At 63.9% G+C, this 13,467-nt stretch carries 14 protein-coding genes; 6 read left to right on the forward strand and 8 right to left on the reverse strand.

The window, feature by feature from the left end:
* Nucleotides 1-1,177: 1,177 nt before the first annotated feature.
* Together HX803_RS33270 and HX803_RS29480 are read left to right on the forward strand one after the other, a co-directional pair.
* On the forward strand, nucleotides 1,178-1,870 hold the full coding sequence (locus HX803_RS33270) for a methyl-accepting chemotaxis protein (RefSeq protein ID WP_372339952.1): 693 nt from the start codon (nucleotides 1,178-1,180) through the stop codon (nucleotides 1,868-1,870).
* Nucleotides 1,871-2,020: 150 nt separating this feature from the next.
* The gene (locus tag HX803_RS29480) at nucleotides 2,021-3,754 is read left to right on the forward strand and encodes an OPT family oligopeptide transporter (protein ID WP_178925651.1); all 1,734 of its coding nucleotides are present in this window, start codon (nucleotides 2,021-2,023) and stop codon (nucleotides 3,752-3,754) included.
* A 38-nt stretch (nucleotides 3,755-3,792) separates the two neighbouring features.
* On the opposite strand, the gene HX803_RS29485 is transcribed toward HX803_RS29480, so the two are convergent.
* A complete protein-coding gene (locus tag HX803_RS29485) occupies nucleotides 3,793-4,233 on the reverse strand; it encodes a hotdog fold domain-containing protein (protein WP_178925652.1) in 441 nt (146 codons plus the stop codon).
* Between the two features lie 135 nt (nucleotides 4,234-4,368).
* On the opposite strand from HX803_RS29485, the gene HX803_RS29490 reads away from it, so the two are divergent.
* Nucleotides 4,369-4,992: a TetR/AcrR family transcriptional regulator gene (locus HX803_RS29490; protein WP_178925653.1), complete on the forward strand. Its 624-nt coding sequence runs from the start codon at nucleotides 4,369-4,371 to the stop codon at nucleotides 4,990-4,992.
* Here HX803_RS29490 and HX803_RS29495 read toward each other — a convergent pair.
* Nucleotides 4,973-5,428, reverse strand: coding sequence for a VOC family protein (locus tag HX803_RS29495; RefSeq protein WP_178925654.1), 456 nt, complete (start codon nucleotides 5,426-5,428; stop codon nucleotides 4,973-4,975). The two genes, HX803_RS29490 and HX803_RS29495, sit on opposite strands and share 20 nt — an antisense overlap.
* A gap of 127 nt (nucleotides 5,429-5,555) precedes the next feature.
* Here HX803_RS29495 and HX803_RS29500 point away from each other — a divergent pair, with 127 nt between their 5' ends.
* Both HX803_RS29500 and HX803_RS29505 read left to right on the forward strand, forming a co-directional pair.
* Nucleotides 5,556-6,182 (forward strand): glutathione S-transferase family protein, encoded by a 627-nt coding sequence (locus tag HX803_RS29500; RefSeq protein ID WP_178925655.1) that lies wholly within the window; start codon nucleotides 5,556-5,558, stop codon nucleotides 6,180-6,182.
* An 87-nt stretch (nucleotides 6,183-6,269) separates the two neighbouring features.
* Entirely contained in the window at nucleotides 6,270-6,995 is a 726-nt protein-coding gene (locus tag HX803_RS29505; RefSeq protein ID WP_178925656.1) for a BPL-N domain-containing protein, read from the forward strand.
* A 178-nt stretch (nucleotides 6,996-7,173) separates the two neighbouring features.
* On the opposite strand, the gene solA is transcribed toward HX803_RS29505, so the two are convergent.
* From solA to HX803_RS29535, 6 genes are all read right to left on the reverse strand, one after another.
* Entirely contained in the window at nucleotides 7,174-8,343 is a 1,170-nt protein-coding gene (gene solA, locus HX803_RS29510) for an N-methyl-L-tryptophan oxidase (protein WP_178925657.1), read from the reverse strand.
* 41 nt (nucleotides 8,344-8,384) lie between these two features.
* Entirely contained in the window at nucleotides 8,385-9,641 is a 1,257-nt protein-coding gene (locus HX803_RS29515; protein WP_178925658.1) for a hypothetical protein, read from the reverse strand.
* A 68-nt stretch (nucleotides 9,642-9,709) separates the two neighbouring features.
* The gene (locus tag HX803_RS29520) at nucleotides 9,710-10,072 is read right to left on the reverse strand and encodes a hypothetical protein (protein ID WP_178925659.1); all 363 of its coding nucleotides are present in this window, start codon (nucleotides 10,070-10,072) and stop codon (nucleotides 9,710-9,712) included.
* A gap of 394 nt (nucleotides 10,073-10,466) precedes the next feature.
* Nucleotides 10,467-11,162 (reverse strand): DUF1963 domain-containing protein, encoded by a 696-nt coding sequence (locus HX803_RS29525; protein ID WP_178925660.1) that lies wholly within the window; start codon nucleotides 11,160-11,162, stop codon nucleotides 10,467-10,469.
* Nucleotides 11,163-11,178: 16 nt separating this feature from the next.
* Nucleotides 11,179-11,715, reverse strand: coding sequence for a hypothetical protein (locus tag HX803_RS29530; protein ID WP_256732969.1), 537 nt, complete (start codon nucleotides 11,713-11,715; stop codon nucleotides 11,179-11,181).
* A gap of 37 nt (nucleotides 11,716-11,752) precedes the next feature.
* The gene (locus tag HX803_RS29535; protein ID WP_178925661.1) at nucleotides 11,753-11,995 is read right to left on the reverse strand and encodes a hypothetical protein; all 243 of its coding nucleotides are present in this window, start codon (nucleotides 11,993-11,995) and stop codon (nucleotides 11,753-11,755) included.
* A 164-nt stretch (nucleotides 11,996-12,159) separates the two neighbouring features.
* Here HX803_RS29535 and HX803_RS29540 point away from each other — a divergent pair.
* A partial coding sequence (locus HX803_RS29540) for a GAF domain-containing protein (protein ID WP_178925662.1) occupies nucleotides 12,160-13,467 on the forward strand: 1,308 nt, incomplete at its 3' end.

The raw sequence follows: 13,467 nt of genomic DNA on the forward strand, positions 1-13,467 counted from the left end.
GGACGCGCTGGACGCCCAGCTCACCGCCCAGCGCAACCTGGCCGCGCGCTGGAAAGCGGTGGACATCCTCCACGCGCCCACCCCAGCAGCCCAAGCGGCGATGGACAAGGTGGACGCCGGCAGCCCGATCATTCTGCAAAGCCTGCAAGCCCTGGGCGAGGCCCTCAAAGCGCAGAACGCCAGTGCTGACACGATGGCGCGCTTCGAAGCGTTGCAGGCCACGGTCAAGGGCATGGACACCCAGTCCCTGCGCACCGTGGGCTGGTGGCCGGACGGCTATGACCGTTTCACCGCCGCCCTGACCGCCCTGCAAGCCCTGCGTGAACAGATCACCCTCGACGCCGGTTTGATCCTCGACCCGTGGCTGGAAACCTACCTGCTGATGCAGATCTCCACCCAGCACACCCCCGACCTGATCGAGCGCATCGGCCGCACGGCGAGTGTGGGTGAGTCGTCCATCGCTTCCGGCCAGTTCACCTTGCAAAGCCGCCTGCAGATGCGTGACCTGCGCGGGCGCATCGGCGATGCGCGGGACCAGTTGGTCAAGGCCGCCGCCTCGCTCAAGGCCAAGCAATACCCAGGCCTGGAGCCATGGACAGCGCAATACGACAACAGCCTGCAACTGCTCGACACCCAACTCAAGGCCCTGGATGAAGGCGTGTTCGGCGGTACCATCAAGCTCGACATGGCGACGTTCGATGGCAGTGTCGACAGCATGCTCGGTGCGCTGGGTGCGTTGCGTAGCCAGTCGCTCAGTTCGCTGGACGAACGCCTGGGTTATTACCGTGACCGCTCGCTCAAGCGTTTCATTCCGGTGGTGGCCACCTTCAGCCTGCTGGCCCTGGCGGCGCTGTACCTGTTCATGTGCCTGCAAGCGTCCATCCGCCGCAGCGCCAGCGGCATCACCACCCTGGCCGAGTCCCTGCGTGACGGCAACCTGTGCGTAGAAGTGGCGGTGGAAGGCCGCGACGAATTGGCGGCGATCAGCACGGCGCTCAACGTCGCGGTGGTGCAGTTACGCACCAGCCTGCTGGGGGTCAACCACGAGACACAGCAGTTGGGCAGCACTGTGCTCACCCTCAACACGCAGTCGGGCAGCACCCTCACCGAAGTCGAGGACCAGCAACAACAAATCAGCCAGATCGCCGCAGCAGCCACGCAACTGGCTGCCACCTCCATGGGCGTCGCCAAAAGCTGCGAGCAGGCCTCGGGCAGCGCGCAACAGACCCGGCGCATTGCCGAAGACAGCAGCCGCGACAGCCAGCGCACCACGGCGAGCATCCAGCAACTGAACCAACGCCTGGGCGACACCGCCAACGCGCTGGAACAGGTCAGCCAGCAAGGCCAGCAGATTCAGTCGGTGGTCGACACCATTCGCGGCATCGCCGAACAGACCAACCTGCTGGCGCTCAACGCCGCCATCGAAGCCGCCCGCGCCGGTGAGCAGGGGCGTGGGTTTGCCGTGGTGGCCGATGAAGTGCGCAGCCTGTCGCAACGCACCCAGGCCTCCACCGCGCAGATCGCCGGCACGGTGGACAGCCTGCGCGCCACCGTGAGCCAGGCCGTCGCGTTGATGGGCGCTGCCTGTGAACAAGCGCTGACAGATGCCGAATCTGTCACCGGCCTGGGCACCCGCCTGGGCGAGATCGCCGGGGCGGTGCAGCACGTCACCGACACCCTGGCGCAGATCGCCACAGCGGTGGAGGAGCAGGCGGCGACGGCGGATGAAGTGAGCGGCAATATCCAGCAGGTGGATCAGGCGGCAGGGCGTTTGTTGGACGGTGCGCGCGCGGTGAACCGTGCGGCGGATACCTTGAGCAAGGGCAGCCAGGCGTTGAGTGATAACACGGCGCGGTTCCGCCTGGGTTGAGCTGACACAACTCACCCCTGTGGGAGGGGGCTTGCTCCCACAGGATGTTCTCAGGTGTTTTCAGGGGCCGGTCAGGTCTTCCACCTGAACCTTCGGCGCAGGCAGGGCTCACTTATCAGGTAGCCCGTTCCCTTGCCGAAAGGAATCCGCATGCCTGCAACGACCCTGCCGCATGGCCCCGTCACCCGCGAACTCAGTCTGCGTGCCGTTATCACTGGCAGCGTGCTCGGCATTCTGCTCACTCCCTCCAACGTGTACGCCGGCCTGAAGATCGGCTGGTCGTTCAACATGTCGATCATCGCCTTGCTGATCGGCTACGCGATTTTCCAGGGCTTGGCCAAGCGCTCCGGCGAGCATCTGCCGTGGACGTTGCACGAAAGCAACATCAACCAGACCGTGGCGTCGGCCGCCGCGTCGATCATCTCCGGTGGGCTGGTGGCGCCGATTCCGGCCTACACCTTGTTGACCGGCAACCAGCTGGACGCGCTGCCGATGATTGCCTGGGTCTTCTCGGTGAGTTTCCTGGGCATCTGGATCGCCTGGTACCTGCGCCCGTCGTTGCTCAATGACAAGGCGCTGAAATTTCCCGAAGGCATGGCCACCCTGGAAACCCTGCTGCACATCTACAACCACGGCCGTGAAGCCGCAACGCGCTTGAAAGTGTTGCTCAGTGCCGCGTTGCTGTCGGGGCTGGTCAAGTGGGTGGACACCTTTGTGTGGGCCTTCCCACGTTGGTCGCCCAGCGCCGCGTTGGAACGCCTGACCTTTACCGCTGACCCGTCCCTGTTGCTGGTGGGCTTCGGCGGCATCATCGGCATTCGCGTGGGCCTGACCCTGCTGCTCGGCGCCTTGCTCGCCTGGGGTGGCCTCGCCCCCTGGCTATTGGCGCAGCACCTGGTGACCCTGCCGGCAGACAGCAGCGGCCCGCAATTCGCCGCGCTGGTGGAGTGGTTGCTGTGGCCGGGCGTGAGCCTGATGGTGTGTTCCACCCTGGCCTCGTTGACGATTCGCTTGTGGGCGTTGCATCGCTCGACGCGCGCCAGCGGCGCGGCCACCTGGACGCTGCCCAAGCCAGGGCCGGCCGCCGGCTTGGCGCTGTCGATCGTGTTGGTGGTGAGCCTGCAGGCGTTGCTGTTCGGCATCCACCTGGGCATGGCCTTGCTCACCATCCCCTTGGCAATCTGCCTCGCGGCTGTCGCCGCACGCGTGGTGGGCGCCACCGGCATTCCGCCGATTGGGGCGATTGGGCAACTGTCGCAACTGAGCTTTGGCATCGCCGCGCCGGGGCAGGTGCCGATCAACCTGATGAGCGCCAATACGGCTGGCGGTTCAGCCGGGCAGTGCACCGATTTGATGAATGATTTCAAGGTGGGCAAGGCCATTGGCGCCACGCCGCACAAGCAAGTGATCGCGCAGATCCTGGGGATTTTCATCGGCAGCATCGTCGGTGTGTTCGCCTACCTGGCGCTGATCCCTGACCCGTCCTCCATGTTGCTCACCGAGGAGTGGCCCGCACCGGCCGTCGCCACCTGGAAGGCCGTGGCGCAAACCCTCACCCATGGGCTGGATTCGTTGTCGACGAGTATCCGCTGGGCCATCGCCCTTGGCGGCTTGGTCGGCGTGCTGCTGGGCATTCTGGACAGCACCTTGCCCGCCCATCGTGCCCGTTATCTCCCGAGCGCCGCCGCGCTGGGCCTGGCCTTTGTGCTGCCGGCCTCGGTCTCGCTGATGATGGCCCTGGGCGCGATCCTCACCTGGCTGGTGAGCTGCCGCTGGCCGAGCCTCACCGAACGCTTTGCGATCACCGCGGCTGCGGGGTTGATTGCGGGGGAGAGCATCACCGGCGTGGGCGCGTCGTTGTGGTCGATGGTGGCGGTTGGGTGAAGCGAGGCTCGGCCCAGGCCGAGCCTGCCGCCCGGGCCTCAGGCAAGCTTCACATTCATGGTGATCCTGGCGGTGAACACCTTCACCTCGCCCTCGTCGAAAATGTCCACCGGCACGATCTTGTCCCCGGCTGTCGTCCAGTCAATGCCACTGCCATCGGCCACGGCGCGGATGTTCGACTTGGCCTTGGCCAGGTATTCCACGGTCATGCCTTTGGGAATCCATTTGGCCCCTTGAGGGATCGACACGTCGGTCATGGTACCGCCGGCCAATTCCGCCGCGTTGCACAAGGCAATGGCATGCACGGAGGCCAGGTGGTTGGTGATTTCCTTGCGAAACGGCACGTTGACCACCGCGTGCCCGGGGCGCAGCTCGGCGATGTGCGGGTTGATGGTGCTGAAGTAGGGCGCCACCTGGCAGGCCATCTGGCTGAACGCGGCAGGGCCTGCGCTGTTGAACATAGTGAGAAACTGGCTCATGGGTTTTCCTCTGGGTGATTTACAGAATAATATTCTGTTACGGAACAATATTCTGTAAATTCCAGAGGTGTCAAGGCCATGCCTTCTCTCTGGGCCGCTGTCGCTTTAGACTCCGTACATTTGCCGAGCCACTTCATGCACGCACCTGATCTGTTCGAGCGCACCTTCCCAGGCCGGCGCAGCGACCTCAAACGCAGCATCCTGCGCGAGGCCCTGGCCTGCTTTAACGAAGTGGGCATTGAAGCGACGACCATCGACACTATCCGCGCCCGCTGCGAGACCAGCGTGGGCGCGATCTACCATCATTTCGGCAACAAGGAAGGCATCGTCGCCGCGCTGTTTTTTGCCGCGCTGGAAGACCAAGCGGCTTTGCGCGCTCACCATCTAGAGCAGGCGCAAACCGCCCAGGCCGGTGTGGAAGCGCTGGTGCGCAGTTATGTGGAATGGGTCGACGCGCAACCCGAATGGGCGCGCTTTGTGTTCCAGAGCCGATTCGCCGTGGCCAACGGCCCGCACAAGGACGAGCTGCTCACCCGCAACAAACAGCGCAACCGGCAGTTGACCGAGTGGATGAGCGAGGCTGAGCGCCGCGAAGCCTTCAGCCATATTCCGCCTGAGCTGTTGCTGTCACTGATCATCGGTGCGGCGGAGAGTTACGCCCGGGCGTGGTTGTCCGGGCGGGTCAAGAGTAGCCCGATTGACCATGCGCCGTTGCTGGCGCAGGCGGCATGGGCGTCCATCAGTCAAACGCGTCCTTGATGAAGGCTTCCAGCGTGGCTTCTTCGAGGATCTCCATGGAGAAGTGCCCGAAGCGCTTGGGTAGCCAGATGATGCGGCCACCGGAAGGCGACTGCAGGTTCTCGCGGGCCAGGGGCACGCCGTTTTCATTTTCGGGCTGCACACCGGCAGCGATCAGTTCGTCGTAGGCGACTTCGACGTCCGGCGTGGTGTAGCAGTGGCGGTAAATCATCCCTTCGCCGTGGGCGTCCAAGAGTTCGCGCAAGTTGCCCGCAATTGGTTGGACCAGCATGAAGCGCTCCTGGCCCAGCAGCACCACGGCATAACGCACATGCAGGCCGCCACGCTCCCAGACGAAGGTCTTGGAGATACGTGCTTTGAGGATGTGCGCGTAGTAGGCGCAGGCGTCTTCGAGGTGTTCGACGAGTATGTCGACGTGGCTGAATTTCAGGTCCATGGCGGGCTCCTTGTAGATCGATGCCTATCCTAACCATGGCGCGTATCGGCTAGAAATTTATTTGCCGGCACTCTCGGCTGCTGGCGTAGTCTCTTGCCAAGACCCCACTGGCCCTTCGGAGCACGTCATGATCATTGTTCACCATCTCAACAACTCGCGCTCGCAGCGCATCCTGTGGCTGCTCGAAGAACTCGGCCTGCCCTATGAGATCAAGCGCTACCAGCGCGACCCGAAAACCAACCTCGCACCCCCGGAACTCAAGGCCATCAACGCGTTGGGCAAATCCCCGGTGATCGAAGACGGCGACTTGAAGCTGATCGAGTCCGCCGCGATCATCGACTACCTGATCCGCCGCCACGGCCAGGGCCGCCTGCAGCCGGACCCAACCACCGCCGCGTACGACCAGTACGTGCAATGGCTGCATTTCGCCGAAGGCTCGGCCATGTTGCCGCTGATGCTCAACCTCTACGTCGGCCGCCTGGGCGAAGCGGGCGCGCCGCTGCACCCGCGTATCGAGTCGGAAGTGGCCAATTACCTGGGCTATTTGAACGAAGCGCTCGGTAAAACGCCGTACCTGCTGGGGGATGAGTTGAGTGGGGCGGATATCCAGATGAGTTTCATCGGCGAAGTCGCCAAGGCCCAGGGCAAGTTGCCGACGTACCCGAACCTGGCGGCGTGGGTACAACGCTTCCAGGCGCGGCCGGCGTATCGCAAGGCGGTGGAACAGGGCGGTGAGTACGCGTTTGCCCGGTGACGCTGGGCGGGGTTGCTTACAACTGTTAACGGATTGGACAACGCAATCGCTATAGGCTTTGGGCTGTCTGCCCTGGAGCCCATTGCCATGAACCTGCGAGCCATCGCCGCGCCGTTGTTTGCATTTGCCCTGTTGCTGCCGTCACTGGCCGACGCCTCGACGTCCATCACCCGTGTCGCCATCTATCGGGGGCCGGCGGGTTGTGACGACTGTTCCGAGAACGTGGCGAAGGCCCTGCAACGGGTCAATCCCAACGTCCACATCGATTTTGTGGGGGCGGATGAGCCCGTCGATATCACGCCGCAAACCTTGGCGCACTACGACCTCTATGTACAGCCGGGCGGCGGCCAGGACATCCCCGGCGCCTTGCGCAGCCTGGGTGAGGCGCGCAGCGAGGCCATCCGTGATTACGTCGCCAACGGCGGCCGCTACCTGGGGTTGTGCATGGGGGCCTACCTGGCGGATGACACCAACCTCGGCCTGATCCCCCAGGATCTTGACGGCGAAGCCGGCCGCCCCGGTTTCGAAGTGCCCGGTATTGTCGACGCTGCCGTGCAGGTCACGTGGGGCGGCAAGGCGGACCAGGTGTTTTTCCAGGATGGCCCTTACATGCCTAAGGCCGGGCGCTATACGACCCTCGCGACCTACCGCAACGGCGACGTCGCGGCGGCGCGGTATACCTTTGAAAAGGGCGTGGTGGTGCTCAGCGGCCCGCACCCCGAGGCCAGCCGGGAATGGTTCGAAAACGCTGAGATCCCGCTAAGCAAAATGCCCAGGAACGACCTCTTCAGCACCCTGATCCACAGCTTCTAATGTAGTGAGCGGGCTTGCCCCGCGCGGCGGTGTGTCAGGTATATCGGTGGGTCAGGTGTATCGGTGGGTCAGGGATGCCGCGGCGCGGGGCAAGCCCGCTCACTACAGGCGATGGCGGTGGGTGCATCGGTCAATGACCCACCGCCATCGCCGGCAAGGTTGCGCGGTTCCGGGTGGGTTAGGGGGCGTTGAAGCGGGCCAGGGAGAACGAGGACAAATCCAGCTCGCTCTTGCCGTGCATGCACCATTGGGCAAACGCTTCGCCCAACGCCGCCGAATGCTTGAACCCATGCCCCGAACACGGCGACGCCACCAGGGTATGCTGCAAAGTCGGGTGTTGGTCGATGATGAAGTGATGGTCCGGCGTCACCGTGTAGGCGCACACGGCCGACTTGACCACCTTGCCCGTCAGCCCGGCAATACGGCCCTGCACTTGGCGCTCATACATCTCCCGTTCCTGCGCCGGGGATACCGTGCGGTCCAGCGTTTCCGGCGTGGAGTGGGTGTGATACTGCGCCGTGGCAACCTTCAGGCTGCCTTCGCCGGGCAGCGCGGGGAAGCCGTAGTGGTTCTGACTGTCGCCCCGGCCGTGGGTGAGGATGTAGGTGGGCGATTTCCCCACCAGGTCGGCACCCGGTTCCAGTTCGAACCAGAACAGCTGCTGCCGGTACACCTTGAGCAACTGATCAAACGGCGCGCCCAACAACCCGCCCGCCCAGTTGCCGGCACTCACCACCAGCTTGTCCGCCTGCAACGTGCGCCTGTCGGTGGTCACCGTCACACCGTGCTCATCCGAACGGATGTGGGTCACCGTCTCGCCTTTGTACAGCGTGGCGCCGTGCTGCTCGGCCAGCTTGAGCTGCACGTCGATGCAGCGCTCTGGCCGCACAAACCCGCCACCGGGCTCGTAGTAGCCGATGGCGTCGTCGGCCACCGTGGCAAATTGCGGGAAGCGCTGGCGAATCTGCGTCGCATCCAGCACCTCGTGTTCGATGCCGTAGGTTTGCGCCAAAGCGATGGTGCGCAGGGTGAAGTCTGTGGCATCACTGGGGTCGAAATCCTCGCTGGACGTAAGCACCAACAACCCCGACTGCTCGAACAACGCCTCCCCCGACACCGCCTCCAGCTCGCGCCAGATACGGTGCGAGTTACGCACGATGGGCACGTACGGCGCGCCTTCGCCCACCGACAACCGCGTGATCCGCGTGTCGCCATGGCTGGAACCCAGCGTGTGCGGTGGGTGATGACGGTCGATGCCGGCGACCTTCACGCCGGCCTTGGCCAATTGGTACACCGTGGCGGCACCCATGGCGCCCAAACCGATGACCAGCGATTCATAACGTTCCATTGTCGATACTCGCTTCAAGGCTTCGTGGAAAGAACGGTCAGTCAGCGCACCACATCAAAGGCTGTGTACTCATTCACAATACGCGCCTTGCTCGACACCGACTCCAGCGTCAGGGCGACACCCAGGTCCTCGATAAACGCACGGGTGGACTTATAGTCGCCCTGCTCGCAGGTGAGCCGGATCGCATCGCCCGTCAACGACGTAAACACTTGGCTTGCCGGGAAGCGCTCGCCCACCTGGCAGGTCAAGGTCGTGTCGGTCGGTTTGTCGGTGGGCTTGACGGGCATATAGGCCATTTTCATGTAAGCGCTCAGCGTTTGGCCGGGGGCCCAACTGCTCGGTACCTTCAATTCAGCCGACTGGGTTTGCATGACCTGGTCAGCGCCCAAGCCGTTCATTTTCGATTTCAGCTGGACCAGATCGGCCAGCATCAGGCGGTCCACATTGAACGCCTCACCATAGGCTTCGTTCTTGCGCAGCAAGCCGCCCTCGGCGTTGAAGGTGACCCTGACCGGGTTGTCCTTGCCACTGCCGTCCTTCGACACGTAGCTGTAGCTCAAGGTCTTGAACCTGGGTTGCAACAGTGGCACGTCCAGTTGCTGGCGCACGTTGGCGGGCACCGGCACGTCGCCGATGGAGGTTTCGACGACGGTGCGCGGGTAGTCCACCGGCGCGATGTCTGGGCGCAACTCGGCCAGGATCCCGGCGTTGACGCCGCCCTGTACCGAACAGCTCACTCGTGTTTGCGTGCCTTGCGTGTTCTCTGGCTCCACGATCAGCACACGCTCTACATGGCGCAGGCCCGGCGCCTTGCCCGGCATGGGTTTGATCGACTGCCAGCCGTTGCCCACCTTCAGCTCGCTGCGGCTGTATTGCCCCTCGGTTTTAATCAGCGCGCCGCGTTGTTCCATCAACGGCGCGAGGCGTTGGGCGACCTCGTCGAGACCGCCGTCCACCACGAAGCCCCAATAGTAGTAGAGGCCCAGCGGGCCGAGATCGGCGACTTCATCGTTGTACGACAGCAGCTTCAACCCCGCGATGGCCGGCGCACTCACCGGCACGGCATTGGCTTGGCGGTTGGTGCGGTCGCGCACCGCGATCCAGCTGAAGTGCTTGTCCTGCTTGAGCGGCGCATAGGCCTGCCAGGCATCGCGGTGGGTGTTCAGGTTGCTGAAGAAACGCTCGTCGCAGTGGGTGAAGGCCTTGAGCGTATCGGTGAGCGCGGCATCGTCGGCGTGGGACACGGCTGGCACCAGCAAGGCAGCAGCGAGCAGGGCGGCGGAAAACGGCAACTTCATGGGGCGGAACTTCCTTTTCGACGAGCAGGGAGCAGGGCGGGCATTATCCAGCAGTTGGGCGCCGGGCTCTAGTTGGCTGAGCGGGTGAGGCGCAAACGCCAATTGCCGCCGTGCTGGGTTTGGCAGGCTTCTTCGCTGTCCAGCGCAATGCAGCGCTGCAACGGCACGGGCGGGAGCTGGGCGGCTTGCAGGGCGGTGGCGGTCAGCTCGCGGATGCGCGCATCCAGCCCGGTCGCCACGGCGTGGTCCTTGTTGGCGCGGGTGTCGAAGACCCAGGTGATGCGCAGGCTGCCGGGGAAGTCGGCGTGGTTGACGGTGTGGGTCAGCCATTCAAACCCGGGGATTTCGGTTTTGGCGGTGTCGCAGGCGTCGGTGAGCGCTGTGACCAGCTCGCGTTCGAGGCGCGTGATGTCGCGTTTTGAGAGGGCCATGGGACGCTCGGCAAAGGGGCAGGCGCAGCAGGTTAACAGAGTCTCCTGGGGCTGTTGGGGTTTGGTGGGGCGGTGATGGCGGTGGGGCAGGTGACAACACTGTTGACTGTGCCGCCGCTTTCGCAGGCAAGCCAGCTCCCACAGTTGACCGAGTAAACCCGCTGACCTGCACTCACTGTAGGAGCCGGCTTGCCGGCGATAGCGATCCATCAGTGAACAGCGTTGCAGCTTACCCAGCGCCTACAGTGGATCTTCGTCGTCACGCAGACCCTGTGGGAGCTGTCGAGCTTTAGCGAGGCTGCGAAGGCGGTGGGTCAGGCGACTTCTCTATTGGCTGTTCCACCGCCTTCGCGGCCTCGCTGGGGCTCGACGGCTCCCACAGGGGGGAGGGGGGTTAGTAGAAGTCGTAGTAAAACGCCCATTCCCCGGTCACGGTGTGCTTCCAGAACATCAGGCTGCCGTTATCCACCACATTCAGCTGGATTTTGGCGTCTGACGAGATCTGGAACACGAATTCAAAGCCCTCTCCGGGGTCGACTCCCGACTGGCAGAACGACGGGTAACCGCCGAGCTTGTGTTCGTAGGTGTGGGTCACCAGGTCGTAATAGCTCTGGATCACCCCTGCGCGTTCCAGCTTGAGTATTTCGTCTTCAAGCGCTGAGGGAACGCCGCCGCCATCCCACAAGGGAAAGTCCTGCGGCACCGCCTCGGCCTTCAACGGGAAAGGCTTGAGAAACGCGCCCTCGACCGTCAGCGTCTTGAGCACCAGCACCTCGTCCGGCCCGTATTCGCGTATCACCCAGTTATCGCCCATGGGCTCGAAATGCTCGGGAAACGGGTCTGACATAAACAGCGTCAGTACCCGCACGCCTTCCAGCGCCGGGCTGTTGAAGGGCAGGGCGGGCAAGTAGAACTGCGCATAGGGCAGCAACGGCTCCCCCGCCCCGTTGGTGGGGATGCCTTCTTCGGGGCGGAACAGAAAGACATTGCCCAGCCAGCTTTCTTCGTCGGTGCCCGCCGGGCGAAAGCCGCCCGCGATCAGCTTGAGGGCCGGGCGCGCCAGGCGTTGCTGGATCTCGTGGATATCCATGGCGTGTGAGCCTTGCTTAGAAATTATCAGCCCAATTGCACAACTTGCTCTCACCCAACGGCACCAGGGAGCCCTTGATCTCGCCGACCAACATGCGCTTGAGCGTCACCCCGCATTTATAGCGGTTGGCGGCGTCCAGCTCGTAGTCCATCCCCGCTTCCGGCACGAAGCTGAACATGTTGTAGCAACGGTCGCCGATGTAATGAAACGCGATGGGCTGCCCAGCGGGCACCAACAGTTCGGTCATCACCGTGTTACTTGAATAGCGCGCGACGGGCGCCATGCCCAGGGTTTCGCCGTTGCGGTCGGCGTAGCCGTCGCGGTTGGCCACCATCACACCCGCGCCGGGCAGGCGGAAGTTGATGCAGTCGGACTTGGGCACGCCCCGCACCATGCCATCGCTCATGACCCGCAGGCGCGCGGTCTCGCCGCTGGTGGGGGAGGTGTAGGGCGTGGAGAACGAGCGCACATCGGTGATAGCGCCGCAGGCGGTGAGGGCGGCCAGCAGCGTGAGGCCTGCGAAGGTTTTTAACGGGCGTAGCGATGTGAACATAGGGGTCGATTCCATTCGTAGCGGGCAAAAAACGGGGTTACGAAAGCGAAGGGCGCACGCGTTGCCACTCGTTCCAGCAGTCTTCCGGGACGATATCCGGATAACCGCGTTCGGTTTCCATCGCCAGCGCGGCGCTGAACGGCAGCGCAATACAGGTGGCTGCGTCTCGGACCGCACACACCTCGGTTTCGTTCAGCGGCGCGCCCTTTGCCGCCTCGGCTGCCGTGAGGATGGCCACCAGGGCAGGCACGAAAACCAGGCATAACGGATCGGTAGACATCGACTTCTTCCCTGAGTGATTGGCACAAAACCGCCAGTGTAAACACCTCTGTCTGAGCACACACGCGTTCTGCCGCGATCACCACCGAACGTCTGCCCATAGCGCGTGGTCACAGCTTTGCTGATAACCTGCTAATAGCTCAATGCCATTCCCTTGGTAGCCCCATGAAAACCCTACGCACCGCCTTCCCGGCCGCCTTTCCCAGCGCCGCTTCCCGCGACTCGGAAACCGCCCTGTCGGACATCGAATTTTTGCACCGCATCAGCCTCGACCTGATCGGCGAGCAAGACCTCGAAGCCCTCTACGGCAAGATCGTCGACGCCGCCGTGTCCATCACCGGCTCGCAGTTCGGCACCATGCAGCTGCTGTGCCCCGAAGGGCATCCGTCCGGCCATGGCGGCCAGTTGCAGCTCCTGTGTTCGCGTGGCCTGCCACCGGAAGCGGTTGGGTTCTGGCAATGGGTGAGCCCCATGGCCTACAGCAGTTGCACCATGGCCCTGCAGTTGGGCCAGCGCGCCATCATCCCCGACTTCGAAGAATGGCCTGACATCGCCGGCACCGACGACCTGCAAGCCTTTCGCAACACCGGCATCCGCTCGGCCCAGACCACCCCGTTGCTGTCCCGCGATGGTCGCCTGCTCGGCATGATCTCCACCCACTGGAGCACGCCGCACCAGCCTTCGGAGCGCGACCTGCGCCTGCTCGACATCCTCGCCCGCCAAGCCGCCGACCTGCTCGAACGCACCATCGCCGACGAAGCCCTGCGCGACGCCCAGGCCGAACTGCGCGCCCTCAACGAAACCCTGGAACAGCGCGTGGCCGAACGCACCGCGATGCTCATGCAGGCCGAAGAGAAGCTGCGCCAATCACAAAAGATGGAAGCCGTCGGCCAACTCACCGGTGGCCTGGCCCATGACTTCAACAACCTGCTCGCCGGCATCTCCGGCGCGCTGGAGCTGATGAACCGCCGCATCGCCCAGGGCCGCCTGGCCGATGTGGACAAATACATGGTCGCCGCCCAAGGCTCGGCCAAACGCGCCGCCGTGCTCACCCAACGCCTGCTGGCCTTCTCGCGCCGGCAAACCCTGGAACCGCGCGCCACCAACGTCAACACCCTGATGTACGGCATGGCCGAACTCATCCAACGCACCGCCGGCCCCGGCATCCAGATCGAAACCACCGGCGCTGCCGACGCCTGGACCGCCTTCGTCGACGTCAGCCAACTGGAAAACGCCCTGCTCAACCTGTGCATCAACGCCCGCGACGCCATGCCCGAAGGCGGCCGCATCCTGCTCGAAACAGGCAACCACTGGCTCGACGCCCACGCCGCCCGCGCCCTCGACCTCACCGAAGGCCCGTACCTGCGCCTGAGCGTCACCGACACCGGCACCGGCATGTCCCCAGACGTGATGGCCCATGTGTTCGAACCCTTCTTCACCACCAAACCCATCGGCCAAGGCACCGGCCTGGGC

Source organism: Pseudomonas sp. P7548 (assembly GCF_013386585.1).
Taxonomy (GTDB): Bacteria; Pseudomonadota; Gammaproteobacteria; order Pseudomonadales; family Pseudomonadaceae; genus Aquipseudomonas.

Coding starts and splice junctions, on each gene's coding strand:
- HX803_RS33270 (WP_372339952.1), top strand. CDS start 1,178: ATGGGCGTCGCCAAAAGCTGCGAGCAGGCCTCGGGCAGCGCGCAACAG.
- HX803_RS29480 (WP_178925651.1), top strand. CDS start 2,021: ATGCCTGCAACGACCCTGCCGCATGGCCCCGTCACCCGCGAACTCAGT.
- HX803_RS29485 (WP_178925652.1), bottom strand. CDS start 4,233: ATGAGCCAGTTTCTCACTATGTTCAACAGCGCAGGCCCTGCCGCGTTC.
- HX803_RS29490 (WP_178925653.1), top strand. CDS start 4,369: ATGCACGCACCTGATCTGTTCGAGCGCACCTTCCCAGGCCGGCGCAGC.
- HX803_RS29495 (WP_178925654.1), bottom strand. CDS start 5,428: ATGGACCTGAAATTCAGCCACGTCGACATACTCGTCGAACACCTCGAA.
- HX803_RS29500 (WP_178925655.1), top strand. CDS start 5,556: ATGATCATTGTTCACCATCTCAACAACTCGCGCTCGCAGCGCATCCTG.
- HX803_RS29505 (WP_178925656.1), top strand. CDS start 6,270: ATGAACCTGCGAGCCATCGCCGCGCCGTTGTTTGCATTTGCCCTGTTG.
- solA (WP_178925657.1), bottom strand. CDS start 8,343: ATGGAACGTTATGAATCGCTGGTCATCGGTTTGGGCGCCATGGGTGCC.
- HX803_RS29515 (WP_178925658.1), bottom strand. CDS start 9,641: ATGAAGTTGCCGTTTTCCGCCGCCCTGCTCGCTGCTGCCTTGCTGGTG.
- HX803_RS29520 (WP_178925659.1), bottom strand. CDS start 10,072: ATGGCCCTCTCAAAACGCGACATCACGCGCCTCGAACGCGAGCTGGTC.
- HX803_RS29525 (WP_178925660.1), bottom strand. CDS start 11,162: ATGGATATCCACGAGATCCAGCAACGCCTGGCGCGCCCGGCCCTCAAG.
- HX803_RS29530 (WP_256732969.1), bottom strand. CDS start 11,715: ATGTTCACATCGCTACGCCCGTTAAAAACCTTCGCAGGCCTCACGCTG.
- HX803_RS29535 (WP_178925661.1), bottom strand. CDS start 11,995: ATGTCTACCGATCCGTTATGCCTGGTTTTCGTGCCTGCCCTGGTGGCC.